Raw genomic sequence first — 14,954 nt, forward strand, 5'->3', positions numbered from 1 at the left:
AGGCTCGCGCGGCGGTCCTGGTGACCCTTCGCCCGTCAGCCTCCCGTCGTCGCTCGGCGGTTGGTCGCGTCCCTACCCTCCGCGCAAGGAAGCGCCACGCGCATGTCCACACCACCCGTCCCACCACCCTCCGAACCGCCACCTGAGCCGCCCTCCGGGCCGCCGCCCCCGCCGCCCCCGCAGTGGGGACCGTACGGAAAGCCCGGGCAGCCGCCACAGCCGGGACAGCCGACGCAGCCGGGCTGGCCCGGACAGGCCGGACAGCCCGGCCCCTACGGCGGCCCGCAAGGGCAAGGCTGGTACGCGCCCCCGCCGGCGTCGGAGAAGACCAACACGATGGCCATCGTGGCGTTCGTACTGGCGATCGTCTGCGCGATTCCGCTGCTCCCCCTGATCCTCGGCATCGTCGCCCTCTCCCAGATCCGCCAGAGCGGCGAGAAGGGCCGCGGCTTCGCCATCGCGGCCATCGTGATCCACAGCGTGGCCCTCGTCTTCCTCGGGCTGGCGCTGGTCCTCGGATTCACCGTGCTCGACACGTCCCCGCCGCAGCGCGACACCAGCGGCCAGGTCACCGGCCCGGGCACCGGTGAGTGGACGGAGCTGCGCGCCGGGGACTGCTTCAACACCGACGAGGATCTGTCGCAGCCCGGCGGCGGCGACAGCGAAGGCAGGACCGAGGAGGTCACCAGCTGGGCCGTGGACATCGTCCCCTGCGACCGTCCGCACGAAGGGGAGACCTACGCCGTCTTCGACCTGGAGCCCGGACCGTACCCGGGGTCGGACGAGATCAAGTCGATCGCCGACGCGAAGTGCTCCGACACGGTGCTCTCCGGCTACGTGGGCGACCCGGCGAAGCTCCCGGAGACGCTGGTGACGTACCACCAGTACCCGACGGCCACCGGGTGGGACGACAACCACAAGGTCCTCTGCTACCTCGCCGACCGCACCGGCAGCTCGACCACGGGCTCGGTCCGCGCCCCGTAGACGAGTGGGTCCGCCGTTGGCGCTCCGGTTGCGGCAGAGGCCGGCGGCGGAGCCCGGAAGGATCGAACTCGTGATCATCTTCGGTACCAGGGTCTATCTCCACCAGCTCGCGATACTCATGCTGACGTGCCGCTTCTGCGGCAACCCCGCCGCGCACGCGGTCAGGAAGTACGTCACCAAGTTCACGCTGTTCTTCGTGCCGCTGTTCCCCGTCTCGACGACGTACGCGACTCAGTGCACGTTCTGCGGAGCGGAGCAGGAAGTGCCCAAGGAGTGGGCCGAGCAGTCGCAGGCACAGGCTGCGGGCGCCACCAGCGGTACGGCCTGAGGACAGTCGGCTACGGGCGCGGCGCGACGTACAGGCTCTGCGCGCCGCGGCCGATCGGGCCCTTCTCGTCGTGCAGCCGCGAGTCGGCCAGGCCGATGCCGGCCGGGTCCACGCTCGTCCGCGCCTGGACGCACACCCACTCGCCCGCCGGGTGGCGGTGCAGGTGGACGCTGAGGTCGCTGTTGATGAAGACGTACTTCCGGATGTCCAGCACCGCACTGACCCCGTTCCCGGAGTCCGCCGCGACCAGCACCCGGTCCGCGGGCCTGGGCTCCTCACCGGCGATCAGCGGCACCTTCATCCGCATCCAGCAGGAGCCCGGGCCGGGCTCCAGGAACGCGCCCTCGGCGAACCGGGTCTCCATCGCCGTGTGGTAGCCGATGTCCCACGGCACCGGGAAGAACGGCGTCTCGGCGACCTCCCCGGGCGGCGGCAGTTCCGGACCGGGCAGCACCGCCGGGACCGTTCCCTCCGCCGTCCGGACGCGCAGGGCGCGCGCCAGCATCACCGGGGCGTCGGCGCCGTCCGGGGTGAGCGCCGCCTCCACCACCTCGGTGCTGCGGCCCGACCGCAGGACCGAGGTGGTCACCGTCAGCGCGGCGATCGGCACCGGGCGCAGGATCTCGTAGGTGATGCGCGCCAGCCGCATGCCGGTGCGGGCACCCGCCCGCTCCTCGACCGCGCGGCCGAGCAGCGCCGCGGGCGGCCCGGCGTGCTGCGCGCCCGGGTCCCAGGGGCCCCGGGTGCATTCGGTGGCGGCGAACCGCCCGGCGTCGTCGATCCGCTCGTAAAACGCTTCGGCAGCACCCATGACCAGAACGCTACCCAGTGGTAACCGATGGCGGAAGGGCCCGCCCAAGGGTCAGCGGGCGAATCCCAGGCTCACCCCGAGCCCCACGAGCACCGACCCGATGGCCCGGTTGAGCGCCTTCTGGGCCTTGAGCATCCGCTCGCGGAGATGGGAGTTGGAGAAGAACAGCGCGACCGCGCCGAACCAGCCCAGGTGCGCCACCGACATGAACAGCCCGTACCCGGCCTGCTGCCAGACCGGGGTGCCCGGGTCCACCACCTGCGTGAAGGTGGACACGACGAAGAGCGTGGTCTTCGGGTTCAGTACGTTCGTCAGGAAGCCGGAGCGCATCGCGCCGAACGGGGTCAGCACCGCCTTGGACTCCAGGTCGACGGTCACCTCGGCGCGCGTCCGGAAGGTACGGATGCCGATGTAGACGAGGTACGCGGCACCGGCGAGCTTGATCGCGGTGAACAACTCGGTGGAGGAGGCGATCAGGAGGCCGACGCCGAGCATCGTGTACGAGACGTGCACCAGCACCCCGGCCGCGACCCCGGCCGCCGCGAGCAGGCCGGTCCGACGCCCGTAGAGGTAGCTGTTCCTTACGACCATGGCGAAATCGGCGCCGGGACTGATCACGGCGAGGAGAGTAATGACTGCAACTGCGATCACTTCTGTCATGCGGCGATGCTGACCCGCGCCATCTCCGCGATCAAGACCCTGCGGCACAGGCACACTTGAGCGATGGAGCTCCGCACATTCCGCCCCGCCGACGACGGTGCCGCGCTGCACCGCTGGGTGACCACTCCGGCCGAACTGATCACCTGGGCCGGGCCCGCCTTCTCCTGGCCGCTCGACGACGCCCAGCTCGCCGCCTACGCCGCCGAGCCCGGCCGGCACACCTGGACCGCCGAACATGACGGCCGCCCGGTCGGGCACGTCTCGCTGCGCCGCCACGACGACGGGTCCGGCGCACGCCTGGGGAGGGTGCTCATCGCCCCGGAAGCGCGCGGCCTGGGCCTCGGCCGGGTCCTGCTCACCGGCGCGCTCGGCCGCGCCTTCGGCGAGCTCGGCCTGCCCGCCGTCGACCTCGGCGTCTACACCCACAACACCGCCGCCGTCCGGCTCTACGAGAGCCTCGGCTTCCGCACCGAGCGGGTCCTGCCGGACGTCCAGCAGGTCGGGGAGGAGCGGTGGTCCGCCTTCCAGATGCGACTCACGGCCGCCGAACGGCGACAATGAACGGCGTGAGCCCCTCGTCCCGCCGCCCCGCCCGCCCCTCCTCCGGCCGCCCCGCCGGCCGCTCCTCCCGTCCCGCACCGGCGACCCCGGCGACCCCGGCGACCTCGGCGACCTCGGCGACCCCGGCGACCCCGCCGTCGCAGCTGCCCGGGCTGCCCCGGCTGCCGCTGCTGAAGGCGGACTGCGGCGACTGCTTCGCGCTCTGCTGCGTCGCCCTCCCCTTCGCCCGGTCCGCCGACTTCGCCTTCGACAAGGCCGCCGGCACCCCCTGCCGCAACCTGCGGCAGGACTTCCGCTGCGGGACCCACGCCACCCTCCGCGACAAGGGCTTCCAGGGCTGCACCGTCTTCGACTGCTTCGGCGCGGGCCAGCAGGTCTCCCAGGTCACCTTCGGCGGCCGCGACTGGCGCACCGACCGCGACACGGCCGCCGCCATGTTCGAGGTCTTCCCCGTGATGCGGCAGCTCCACGAGCTGCTCTTCTACGTCGACCAGGCCCTCGGCCTCCCCGCCGCCCGGCCCGTCCACGACGCGCTCCGCAAGGCACTCACCGAGACCGAGGAGCTGACCCGCGCGGACGCCGCCGCCCTGGCCGCCGCCGACGTGCCCGCCCTGCGCGCCGGGATCAACACGCTGCTGATCGAGACCAGCGAGCTGGTCCGCGCCAAGGTGCCCGGCAAGAAGAAGAACCACCGGGGCGCCGACCTGATGGGCGCCCGCCTCGCCGGAGCCGACCTCCGCGGCGCCAACCTGCGCGGCGCCTACCTCATCGCCGCCGACCTCGGCAGGGCCGACCTGCGCGGCGCCGACCTGATCGGTGCGGACCTGCGGGACGCCGACCTGCGCGGCGCCGACCTCACCGACACCATCTTCTGCACCCAGGCACAGCTCAACGCGGCCCGCGGCTCCGCCGCCACCCGCATCCCGGCCGGCCTCACGCGCCCGGCGCACTGGACGGCGTAGGCCCGCCGCCTGCCACGGCAGCAACGGCGCACGCACTGGCAAGCGTGCGCCCCCTCGCGCTACCGCGCGCCGCAACGGCGCCGTGACCACGCGCCATGTCACCCATACGTTGAGCCACGCGACCGGAAGCCGATCGTCAGCAGCGCCGGCCACGGCCGTTCGGCCCAACCCACGGAGGCATGCCCATGCGACGACCCGCCCACAGGTGCCGCGCACCGGCTCGTGCTCCGGGCGCGGCACCCCCGGCGTACCGGCCGTACCGAACAGGTCAGAGCATCTCCCGCAACCCCGGGCGCGGATGGAACGACTGACGGAATGTCGGACCTGTGTCATCGGCTCGGGTCAACGACACGCCGTCCCGCTGCGCCGAACGGACCCCTGCCCGCACTCACCCGGTGTGACGAACTCGCTCACGGATCGTGGTGTGCTGCGCCCGGTCGGTGAGAAGAGGTAAAGAGAGCCGCCAAGTCGACATACGACTGGGGTTTCATCAGCGAAGATAGAGAGCGACCCCTGCCCGCCGGGTACGGGGGACGGAACTACCCATACAGGGGCGGTGAGTTACATGATCCTGGCAGCCGAAAAGGGCGATATCACCACCATCATCGGCGGAATCGCCCCGAACTGGGGCCCGTTCGGCAGTCTCGGCAATGAAGCGAAGGTCATGATCGAGGTGGTGATGGCCGTCGCCATCCTGCTCTGCCTCGGCATCGCCATCTGGGGAGCCGCCAAACAGCGCATCGGCGCGACGGCGCTCCGCGACACGTTCAGCGCGGAACAGGGCAAGGGCCTGATCGTGGCCGGGCTCACGGGCGTCTTCATCATCGGGTCGCTCGGCACCCTGTTCACCATCGTCTACGGGATGGCCGTCTAGCCGGTCCCCGGACCGGCGCTCCGTCCCTCTCCGCCCGCTGAGGTTGCGCTTCCTGATGACGAATCACCACACGCTACCGTCGTACGACGCGGAGGGGGCGGACACGGCATGAGCAACGACGACCAGCACGAGCCGTACGACCCGTACAGCACGCTGGGAGGCACCCGCCAGACCCGTACCCGCCTCCCGGAGGCGCCGGGCGACGCGCACGGCGCACAGCGCCGCCCGGCGCGTTCCTCTCGCGGGCTCGTGACGGTGGTCGGCGTGGTGGTGCTGCTGATCGCGGCGATCGCGTTCGCGAACCAGAGCGGTGACGACTCGTCGGACAGCGGCGGCGAGGGCAACACGCCCGGCCCGTCGCAGACGGCCGCGTCGGGCGTCCGCCCGGTGGACGGCAAGAACAACGGCATCCCGTCGGGCTTCGCCCAGAACGAGCAGGGCGCGCAGTCGGCCGCCACGAATTTCGCGGTGGCGCTGGGATCCGACGGCATGTTCGACCCTGCCCGCCGCCAGGCGATCGCGAACGCGGTGTACGTGCCCGAGGTGGCTGCTGCCAACCAGGCGGAGCTGGAGCGTCAGTACAGCGACCCGGGGACCCTGTCCAGGATCGGCCTCGACGCGAACGGGAAGGCGCCCAAGGGCCAGACCTTCATCTCGCGGATGATCCCCGTGGGCAGCACACTGGACAAGTTCGGCGGCGACACGGCCACGGTGTCCGTGTGGCAGTCCTCGCTGTTCGGCCTCGCCGGCGAGGGCTCCAAGAACCCCGTCTCGGAGAGCTGGTACACCGTCACGTACGAGCTCAGGTGGGTCAATGGGGACTGGCGACTCGTCTCCTTCGCTCAGAAGGACGGCCCGGCTCCCGTCGGCCGTGACCAGACGGCCGCGACGGCGGAAGAGATGGCCGGTGCCGTCTCGCAGTTCGGAGGGTTCACCTATGCGCGCTGACCGCCGTGCCCGATCGCTCGTCACGGCCTTCGCCGCCGTGCAGACCGCTGTGGTGCTGCTGGCCGCCCGAGCGGTGGCAGCCCCCACCCCGACGCCCACGCCCACGCCCTCCGCGCCCGTCGCCACGTCCAATCCCTGCGACCTGATCCGTGGCCCTGCCAAGGAATACTGCGAACGCGGCTCGGGCCAGCCGGGAGGCGGAGGCGGCACCGTCACCCCGCCCGGCGTCGACGGCGGCGGGCCCGTCGGCGACGCGCTCAACCCGCTCTCCTCGCTCGCGAAGGGCTGTGCCGACGCCGCCGTCTGGATCGTCGGCAAGCTCAGCGAGATCGTCAAGGGCACCTCGGACGTCGACTTCACCGACCAGGGCTTCCTCAAGCACTACGCCATCGTCTTCGCCGCCTCCACCATCCTCACCCTGATCATCTGGCTGCTGGCCGTCGCCAAGCGCGCCATCCGCGGCGTGCCCTTCACCACCGCCATGTCCGAGGCCATCGGCTTCCTCTGGCTGACGGTGCTCGCCTCCGCCTTCACCCCGCTCGTCCTGCACGTCGTCGTCAGCGCCACCGACGGGATCTCCGAGACCATCGCCTCGGCCACCGGAAACCAGAGCGACGTCTTCTTCGGCGGGTTCATCGAAGCCCTCAAGAAGGGCGACAGCATCGGCGGCGGACCGATCATGCTGATCGTCGTCGCCCTGGTCACCATCCTCGCCGCGGGCATCCTCGCCCTCGAGCTCGTGATCCGGGCCGCCCTGCTCTACGTCGGCGCCCTCCTCGGCGTCGTCGTGTACGCCGGGCTCGTCGACCGCAACCTCTGGGGCCACGTCCGCCGCTGGGCGGGCATCATGATCGCGGTCATCCTGGTCAAGCCGGTCATCGTCATCGTGCTCGGCCTGGCCGGCGCGCTCGCCGGCAAGAACGGGCCCGACGCCTTCTCCGCCGTCGTCTCCGGCCTCGCCATCATCCTGCTCGCGATCTTCGCCTCCGGGATGATCTACCGGTTCGTGCCCGGGTTCGGCGACGAGATCGTCTCCGCCCGCACCAACCGCAAGCAGGCCACCGACGGCGCCCAGGCCGCCGCCCTGATCAGCTCCCCCGCCTCCCTCGTCTCCCAGGGCATCAAGACCCACAGCACCCGCGGCGGAGGCTCCCACCGGGCCGACCCCGGTGGCGGCGGGACCGGCGGCGGAAGCTCGATCTCCGGAGGCATCGCAGCCCACAGCAGCCGCACCTCCGGCGGATCCGGCGGCACCCCCGCCGCACCCCCGCCGCGCCAGAGCCCCAGCACGAGCACGAGCACGAGGAACACAGGAGGTGACGGGCGTTGACGGCCCAGTCCCACCAGATCCACCCGGTCGCGCCCCGCCGCACGTATCTCATCGGCCGGGCCCGGCCCAACGCGATCGTCGGCAAGAACCGCGAGACGGGCGAGATCGCCCTGATCATCGCCGGGGGCTTCTTCGGCATGATGAGCGGACTGCTCGTCCCCGACCTCACCCTGCGCATCGTCACCCTCGTCGGCTTCCCGATGCTCGCGCTGGCGGCCGTGTACGTGCCCTACCGCGGCCGCACGTTCTACAAGTGGTTCGAGATCAACCGCTCCTTCAAGCGCACCCTGCGCCGCGGGACCACGTACCGCTCGGGCTCCATGGAGGCCGGCACCCGCGGCGACGGCCGCGAGGTCGAGATCGGCCCGCCGCCCGGCATCGGCCGGATCAGCTGGCTCGCCGCCCCCTTCGGCCCCGACGAGATCGCCGTACTGCTGCACGCGGACCGCAGGACCGTTACCGCGGCCATCGAGATCGAGGGACCGGGCGTCGGCCTGCGCGACAGCGAGGACCAGGAGGCCCTCGTCGACCGCTTCGGCACCCTCCTCAAGCACGTGGCCAACGGCGACGGCTTCGTCACCCGCCTGCAGATGCTCGCCCGCACCCTGCCCGCAGACCCCGACGCGCACGCCAAGGACGTCGCCCAGCGCGGCGACCCGACCTCCCCCGTCTGGCTGCGCGACTCCTACGACCAGCTCCAGTCGATGGTGTCCACCTCCTCCGAGCAGCACCGTGCCTACCTGGTCGCCTGCATGCACTACACCCGCGAGCTGGCCTCCGAGGCGCACACCATCGCCCGCGCCACCAACACCCGCAAGGGCCGCCGGCTCGACAAGGACGCCGGCCTCGCCATCGTCATGGCCCGCGAGCTCACCGACATCTGCGCCCGGCTCGCCGAGGCCGACATCCGGGTCCGGCAGCCGCTGGGCCAGGGCCGGCTCGCCTCCCTGGTCCACTCCATGTACGACCCGGACCACCCCATCGACCACATCCAGGCCATGACCCGGCGCAATGCCTGGCCGGCCGAGCTGGACGCGGTGGAACCCACCTACCTCCAGGCCAAGACCCGCGAGTCCAGCACCCGCGCACCCTGGTGCCACGCCACCGCCTGGGTCAAGGAATGGCCGATGACCCCGGTCGGCGTGAACTTCCTCGCGCCGCTCCTCGTCCACACCCCGGACGTGATCCGCACGGTCGCCGTCACCATGGACCTCGAACCCACCGAGATCGCCATCGAGCGCATGCTTACCGAGAAGACGAACGACGAGGCGGACGCCTCCCGCGCCGCCAAGATGAACCGGACGGTCGACCCCCGGGACATCGCCGCGCACGGCCGGCTCGACCAGCGGGGTGAAGATCTCGCCAGTGGTGCGGCCGGAGTGAACCTGGTCGGGTACATCACGGTGTCCTCGCGTTCGCCCGAAGCCCTCGCCCGCGACAAGCGGACGATCCGCGCCTCGGCCGGCAAGTCGTACCTGAAGCTCGAATGGTGCGACCGCGAGCACCACCGCGCCTTCGTCAACACCCTGCCGTTCGCCACCGGCATCCGACGCTAGCTGGAGGGCAGTGCCGCATGCGAGATCCGCTGTCCGCCGTCACGGACGCCTTCACCAGCTTCCTCTTCGGGAAGGTGGAGACCACCCGGCTGCCCGTCCGCACGTCCACCGGCCAGGCCCAGGCGGTCTACCTGCCGACCGCCGCGCCCGGACTCGGCGACTCCGGTGTGATCATCGGCCGGGAGGTGTACAGCGGCAAGGGCTACATCTACGACCCCTTCCAGCTGTACGGCCAGCAGCTCCCGGCCCCCCACTGGCTGGTCCTGGGCGAGTCCGGCAACGGCAAGTCCGCGCTGGAGAAGACGTACGTCCTGCGCCAGCTCCGGTTCCGGGACCGCCAGGTCGTCGTCCTCGACGCACAGGGCGAGGACGGAGTCGGCGAGTGGAACCTCATCGCCCAGCAGCTGGGGATAACCCCCATCCGGCTGGACCCGGTGGCCGCCCTCGACGGCGGCATCAAACTCAACCCGCTCGACCCGGCGATCACCACCACCGGGCAGCTGGCCCTGCTCCGCACGATCATCGAGGTCGCCACCGGACACGGCCTGGACGAGCGGGCCGGCTTCGCGCTGAAGGTCGCCCACGCCTACGTCAACGAGACGATCACCGACCGGCAGCCGGTCCTGACCGACATCGTCGAGCAGCTCCGCCACCCGGAAGCGGAATCCGCCGAATCGATGAACGTCGGGATAGAGGACGTCCGCGCCTGGGGCCTGGACGTGGCGCTGGTACTGGACCGGCTGGTCGACGGCGACCTGCGGGGCATGTTCGACGGCCCGACCTCGGTCGGCATCGACCTCGACGCGCCGCTGATCGTCTTCGACCTCTCGCACATCGACCGGAACTCCATCGCCATGCCGATCCTGATGGCGATCGTCGGCGTCTGGCTGGAGCACACCTGGATCCGCCCCGACCGGAAGAAGCGCATCTTCCTGGTCGAGGAGGCGTGGCACATCATCAACAGCCCGTTCGTGGCGCAGCTCTTCCAGCGGCTGCTGAAGTTCGGGCGACGGCTCGGCCTGTCCTTCGTCGCGGTCGTCCACCACCTCTCCGACGTGGTCGACGGCGCGGCGGCCCGGGAGGCCGCGGCCATCCTGAAGATGGCCTCGACCCGGACCATCTACGCCCAGAAGGCCGACGAGGCCCGGGCCACGGGCCGGGTGCTCGGCCTGCCGAGGTGGGCGGTCGAGATCATCCCCACCCTGACGCCCGGCATCGCGGTGTGGGACGTGAACGGCAATGTCCAGGTAGTGAAACACCTGATCACAGAAGCGGAACGACCCCTGGTCTACACGGACCGCGCGATGACAGAATCCGCGACGCCGCAGTCGCATCTCTCCGAGGAGTTGCTGGCGGCCGAACTGGAGGCGGAGGAACGCGCCATGTACATCGAGCGACACCGCAACGGCGGGGCCGGAACCACGGTCGCCTGACATGCCCGAGGCACGTCCCGCGCAGCGCGGAATCCCCGACTCGCTCCTGGTGGGCCTGCTGGCCTTCCTCCTCGGCCTCGCGGTCCTGACCTGGACCTCGACGGGCCTGTCGGCCCTGTTCGCGCGCGGGGCGTGGCCGGACACGGTCACCTTCGGCCGCACCCCGGAAGCGATCCACGCCCTGATACAGCAACCGCACGACGTGCCGGCCGCCTGGCCGGACACCGACCCGGCGGCGCTGTCGGGGTGGGGGCTGTTCTGGGGCCTGTTCATCAGCCAGCTGCTGGTGCTCTTCGTGCTGGTGGTGTTCGGCATCGGAGTCGTGGCCCGCACGAAGGCCCGCCGCGCCCGTGCCCGCGCGGAACGCGCGGAAGCGGCTGCGGCTGCGGCTGCGGCTGCGGCTGCCGGCAAGGGCACGGCTACTACGGCCACGGCCGACCGTACGGCGGCTCCGGCGGCCACGGCAGCCGGCGGGGCGGAACCCGGCACGGTCCGGGCCGACGGGACTGCCGCCCAGGCGGCTCAGGAACAGGCCGCCGTACCGGTGACGGACGACCGGACGACCGGCAGCCGGATGACGGCCGGACCGTCAGGTCCGGGGGCATCCGGCACCACCACAGCCGACACGGCGCCGGGCTCGGGCCCGGCCGTACCGGAACCCCGCGACTCCGCGGCCGGGACCTACCCCGCCCCCATGGCGGCATCCGCACCGGCCACGGAGACCGCCCCGCTCACCGCGGTGCCGGACGGACGCCACGGCGGTCCCGACCCGGTGACCGCCGGTGGCCCGTCATCCGTGGTGCCCGCCACGGACGGGCGGGTGGGCACCCCTCCGGGCGAAGCGCGCCACCGCCACTCCGCGGCGCCCGCGGGCCCCGCGGCCCCGCGCCCCGCCTCAGCCGACGCGTACAGCTACGGCTTCGGCTACGCTCCCGCCCGCCCGGCCCCGCCCGCCGCCGAACGCGCCACCGCCCGCCTCCTCTACGCCGGCCCGGCCGACCGCCAGGCCATGGCCGCCGCCCGCATCGCCGAGGCCGAAGGCCCCGCCCTCGTCATCACCTCCTCCCCCGCCCTCTGGGCGGAGACCAAGGACGGCCGGGCCAAGCTGGGCCCGGTGCACCTCTACGACCCCTCGCACCTGTGCGACACCCCCGCCCGGCTGCACTGGAACCCCGCGGACGAATGCACCGACCGGAGCACCGCCGCGGCCCGCGCCATCGCCCTGCTGGCCCCCGTACGCCCCCAGGCCCGTATGGACGCCGCGGTGGCCGACACCGCGGAAACGCTCCTGCGGAGCTGGCTGCACGCGGCCTCCCTGGCCGGCCACCCCTTCAAGCAGGTCCACCGCTGGGCCCAGGGCAACGGCGCACACGAGGCCGTACGGATCCTCCGCACCCACCCCAAGGCCACCCCCGGCGCGGCGGGCGAGCTGGAGAGCGCCCTCACCGCGCACCCGGAACGCCGTGACGTGGCACAGCAGCTGACGGCCCGTGCCCTGTCCGCCCTCAACTCGGTCCACATCCGGGAATCCTGCGCCTCGAACCGAACAGATGCGCTGGCGCTCGCATCATTCCTGGCCGAAGGGGGCACCCTTTACCTGGTGGGTGAGCCCTTGGAGGATCCCCGCACCCACCCGGGTGCGATGCCCTTGCTGACCGCACTCGCGTCAAGCGTGGTCGAGCACGGCCGCCGCATGGCCGCACGGTCATCCCACGGTCGGCTCGACCCACCACTCTCCCTCGTCCTGGACGACGTCGCGGCGGTGGCACCGCTACCCGAACTCCCGTCCCTGCTGACGGACCCCGCTCTCCCGCTCCTGGCCACCTGCCGCAGCCGCGCCCAGGCCCTCTCCCGCTGGCCCGCCGCATCGGCGGCCCTGCCGAGCCGCTAGGGATACACCGACGGGGGTGGATACGCTGGTCGAGGCACCTCCGGAGGAGACACCATGGCCGACCTCACAGCCGACGAGAAGCAACGCCTGCACGCCTTCGCCGAGCAGATCGCGGACATGGCCGAACACCAGGAAGGCCAGTGGAGAGTCCAGACCACGGACGGCACGATCCTCGTGGCCATGATGAGCCCCAGCGCCCCCCACGGGCTCAACGTGGTGCGGCTGCGCCGTCAGATCGAGGCGCAGGCCCCCGAAGTGGTCGCGCTCAACGACACCAACATGCAGGACCCCGTCACCGGCCTGACCAAAATCCCCGACCTGATGGTCATCACCGAGGAAGACGCCGACGGCACCGTGAAGTCCGTCAACTCCCGCGATGTCCTCATGGCCGTCGAAGTCGTCTCACCCAGTAACTCCCTGGACGACATCCACGGGAAGTTGGGGGACTACCCGAAAATGGGGATCCCGATCTACGTCATCGTGGATCCCCGGAACAAGGAGCGAGCCGTCACGGTCCACTCCGAGCCGACGGAGGGCCCGGACGGGATCAAGTACCGTCGCTCCGTGCCCTACACCTTCGGTCAGACCGTCACCGCCGGCCGGTGGACCCTTGACACCAGCAGTCTCAAGACCTACCCCGCAGACTGGTAGGGACGGCATGCCCGGACGACCGGGCCTTCTCCCGTCGGCCTGACGCCACACCGGTCGGACCGTCGCCCACGGGGACGGTGCGGACGACCGTGTCGGTGCGGGTGTCGATGACGGACAGGGTGTCCGAGTCGAAGTTGCTGACGTGGACGCGTGAGCCGTCCGGGGTGACGGCGAGGCCATTGGGGCCGTCGCCGACGGACACCGTGTCGGTGACCTCATGGGTGCGGGTGTCGATCACCGAGACGTCGTCCGAACCGATGTTGGCGACGTAGACCCGTCGGCCGTCCGGCCGTACCCCGATCCCGGCCGGCTGGTCACCGACCTGGACGGTGCCGGTGACGACGTGGCTGCGGGTGTCGATCACGGAGACGTCGTCCGAGGTCAGGTTGGAGACGTAGACGTGCCGGCCGTCGGGGGTGATCGCCAGCACCGTCGGTCCGCTGCCCACGGACACGCTGTCGACGACCTCGTGGGTGGCCGTACTGATCACGGAGACGTCGTTGCTGCCGGCGTTGGCCACGTACAGCCTGGAGCCGTCCGGCAGCACCGCCAGGCCCAGCGGGAATCCGCCCACCTCGATGGTGTCCGTGACGGCCTGGGTGCGGGCATCGATCACCGACACGTCGTTCGAGCGGACGTTGGCGACGTAGACGCGGCGGCCGTCCGGCGACACGGTCACCCTGCTGGGTTCGTCACCCACGCCGACCGTGTCGACGACCGTACGGGTACAGGTGTCGATCACGGACACGGTGTCCGCCGCGGAGTCGGTGACGTAGACCCGGGCCCCGTCCGGGCTGACGGCCGCGCTGTCGGGCCCGTCGCCCACGGGAACGCTGTCCACGACGGTGTCGGTGCGGGTGTCGACCACCGAGACCGTGTCGGAGTGGAGGTTGGCGACGTAGGCGAAGACCCCGGGGCGCGCATCGGACACTGCCGATGCCCCCGCCGGTCCGGCCGCTGTCGTCAACGCCGCGGCCGCGGACAACACCATTGCCCCGCACAGCCCGATGCCTTGATGCCTCGTCACGGACCACAAGCTAAGGCGCGTGACGAGGCCCGGACGCGAGGCTCGCCCTCAGGGGCGCGGGATGGCGTACTCCCGCTCCTTGGCCGACGGGTCTCCCGGCATGGGCACGACCCTTCCGGTGGGCTCGAAGCCGACCCGCCGGTAGAAGGCGGCGGCCCGCTCGTTCCGCTCGTGGACGTAGAGGCGTACGCGCTCCAGCGTCGGCGCCTCCAGCGACCAGGCCCACTCCAGCGCGGCCTCGAACAGTGCCCCGGCGAGCCCGTTCCCCCGGTGCTCGGGTCGTACGTACACGCCCACCAGGTGGCCCTGGTGGCGGTCCATCACCTCACCGAAGTAGTCGGCTTCCCCGGCCTCCTCCACCAGCATGACCACGGAGCCGTCCCAGCTGCCGTCCTCGGCCTCGGCGACGAACTGGCGCGCCGAGCGGCCGTGGGAGGCGCCGGCGGCGCGGTCCTGCCAGAAGGAGTCCGGCTTCTCCGCCGCCTGCTCGACCGTCTCCAGGAAGGCGATGGGAGCCGCCGGATCCTCGAGCGCGGCAATCCGCAGGTCCTTGATCTTCTGCCATTCGTCGGCGCGTACTGCGCGTATCACATGCTGGCCCATGGGTCGGAGCATAGCCCTAAACGCAAGAAAGCCCCGCACCATATCCCGGAGGATTGGTGCGGGGCTTCCCGCAATGATTGTTCGGCGGCGTCCTACTCTCCCACAGGGTCCCCCCTGCAGTACCATCGGCGCTGAAAGGCTTAGCTTCCGGGTTCGAAATGTAACCGGGCGTTTCCCTAACGCTATGACCACCGAAACACTATGAAGTTGAACTCAAGCCGGAACTTGGCGAGTTCGTTACTTCAGAACTAACACAGTGGACGCGAGCAACTGAGGACAAGCCCTCGGCCTATTAGTACCAGTCAGCTCCACCCGTTACCGGGCTTCCACATCTG

General features: G+C 71.3%; 15 protein-coding genes and 1 rRNA gene. 11 read left to right on the top strand and 5 right to left on the bottom strand.

The window, feature by feature from the left end:
- Positions 1-345: 345 nt before the first annotated feature.
- Together ACGFQ9_RS12765 and ACGFQ9_RS12770 are read left to right on the top strand one after the other, a co-directional pair.
- Positions 346-984, top strand: coding sequence for a DUF4190 domain-containing protein (locus ACGFQ9_RS12765; RefSeq protein WP_393573744.1), 639 nt, complete (start codon positions 346-348; stop codon positions 982-984).
- Positions 985-1,054: 70 nt separating this feature from the next.
- The gene (locus tag ACGFQ9_RS12770) at positions 1,055-1,312 is read left to right on the top strand and encodes a zinc-ribbon domain-containing protein (protein WP_393573745.1); all 258 of its coding nucleotides are present in this window, start codon (positions 1,055-1,057) and stop codon (positions 1,310-1,312) included.
- Between the two features lie 10 nt (positions 1,313-1,322).
- On the opposite strand, the gene ACGFQ9_RS12775 is transcribed toward ACGFQ9_RS12770, so the two are convergent.
- Entirely contained in the window at positions 1,323-2,123 is an 801-nt protein-coding gene (locus ACGFQ9_RS12775) for a thioesterase family protein (protein ID WP_393573746.1), read from the bottom strand.
- Between the two features lie 51 nt (positions 2,124-2,174).
- Positions 2,175-2,783, bottom strand: coding sequence for a LysE family translocator (locus ACGFQ9_RS12780; protein ID WP_393573747.1), 609 nt, complete (start codon positions 2,781-2,783; stop codon positions 2,175-2,177).
- A gap of 63 nt (positions 2,784-2,846) precedes the next feature.
- On the opposite strand from ACGFQ9_RS12780, the gene ACGFQ9_RS12785 reads away from it, so the two are divergent.
- The 9 genes from ACGFQ9_RS12785 to ACGFQ9_RS12825 all read left to right on the top strand — a co-directional run bounded on the left by ACGFQ9_RS12785 (position 2,847) and on the right by ACGFQ9_RS12825 (position 12,989).
- Positions 2,847-3,344: a GNAT family N-acetyltransferase gene (locus tag ACGFQ9_RS12785; protein WP_393573748.1), complete on the top strand. Its 498-nt coding sequence runs from the start codon at positions 2,847-2,849 to the stop codon at positions 3,342-3,344.
- A 143-nt stretch (positions 3,345-3,487) separates the two neighbouring features.
- Positions 3,488-4,306: a pentapeptide repeat-containing protein gene (locus ACGFQ9_RS12790; RefSeq protein WP_393573778.1), complete on the top strand. Its 819-nt coding sequence runs from the start codon at positions 3,488-3,490 to the stop codon at positions 4,304-4,306.
- A 565-nt stretch (positions 4,307-4,871) separates the two neighbouring features.
- On the top strand, positions 4,872-5,180 hold the full coding sequence (locus ACGFQ9_RS12795) for a hypothetical protein (protein ID WP_008742356.1): 309 nt from the start codon (positions 4,872-4,874) through the stop codon (positions 5,178-5,180).
- A 108-nt stretch (positions 5,181-5,288) separates the two neighbouring features.
- Positions 5,289-6,128, top strand: coding sequence for a hypothetical protein (locus ACGFQ9_RS12800; protein ID WP_393573749.1), 840 nt, complete (start codon positions 5,289-5,291; stop codon positions 6,126-6,128).
- The gene (locus ACGFQ9_RS12805) at positions 6,118-7,458 is read left to right on the top strand and encodes a hypothetical protein (RefSeq protein WP_393573750.1); all 1,341 of its coding nucleotides are present in this window, start codon (positions 6,118-6,120) and stop codon (positions 7,456-7,458) included. The genes ACGFQ9_RS12800 and ACGFQ9_RS12805 overlap by 11 nt, the downstream gene beginning before the upstream one ends.
- Positions 7,455-9,014, top strand: a complete 1,560-nt coding sequence (locus tag ACGFQ9_RS12810) for an SCO6880 family protein (protein WP_393573751.1) — start codon at positions 7,455-7,457, stop codon at positions 9,012-9,014. Before ACGFQ9_RS12805 ends, ACGFQ9_RS12810 begins: the two co-directional genes overlap by 4 nt.
- A gap of 17 nt (positions 9,015-9,031) precedes the next feature.
- A complete protein-coding gene (locus tag ACGFQ9_RS12815; RefSeq protein ID WP_365110096.1) occupies positions 9,032-10,447 on the top strand; it encodes an ATP-binding protein in 1,416 nt (471 codons plus the stop codon).
- Between the two features lies 1 nt (position 10,448).
- Positions 10,449-12,338, top strand: coding sequence for a type VI secretion protein (locus ACGFQ9_RS12820; protein WP_393573752.1), 1,890 nt, complete (start codon positions 10,449-10,451; stop codon positions 12,336-12,338).
- A 54-nt stretch (positions 12,339-12,392) separates the two neighbouring features.
- Complete coding sequence (locus ACGFQ9_RS12825; RefSeq protein ID WP_393573753.1) at positions 12,393-12,989, top strand: Uma2 family endonuclease; 597 nt, start codon at positions 12,393-12,395, stop codon at positions 12,987-12,989.
- On the opposite strand, the gene ACGFQ9_RS12830 is transcribed toward ACGFQ9_RS12825, so the two are convergent.
- The 3 genes from ACGFQ9_RS12830 to rrf all read right to left on the bottom strand — a co-directional run bounded on the left by ACGFQ9_RS12830 (position 12,964) and on the right by rrf (position 14,815).
- Complete coding sequence (locus ACGFQ9_RS12830; protein WP_393573779.1) at positions 12,964-13,980, bottom strand: beta-propeller fold lactonase family protein; 1,017 nt, start codon at positions 13,978-13,980, stop codon at positions 12,964-12,966. The two genes, ACGFQ9_RS12825 and ACGFQ9_RS12830, sit on opposite strands and share 26 nt — an antisense overlap.
- Positions 13,981-14,064: 84 nt before the next feature.
- On the bottom strand, positions 14,065-14,619 hold the full coding sequence (locus ACGFQ9_RS12835) for a GNAT family N-acetyltransferase (protein ID WP_393573754.1): 555 nt from the start codon (positions 14,617-14,619) through the stop codon (positions 14,065-14,067).
- A 79-nt stretch (positions 14,620-14,698) separates the two neighbouring features.
- Positions 14,699-14,815, bottom strand: a 5S ribosomal RNA gene (gene rrf, locus ACGFQ9_RS12840).
- Positions 14,816-14,954: the final 139 nt, after the last annotated feature.

This window comes from Streptomyces sp. NPDC048603, assembly GCF_043199475.1.
Taxonomy (GTDB): Bacteria; Actinomycetota; Actinomycetes; order Streptomycetales; family Streptomycetaceae; genus Streptomyces.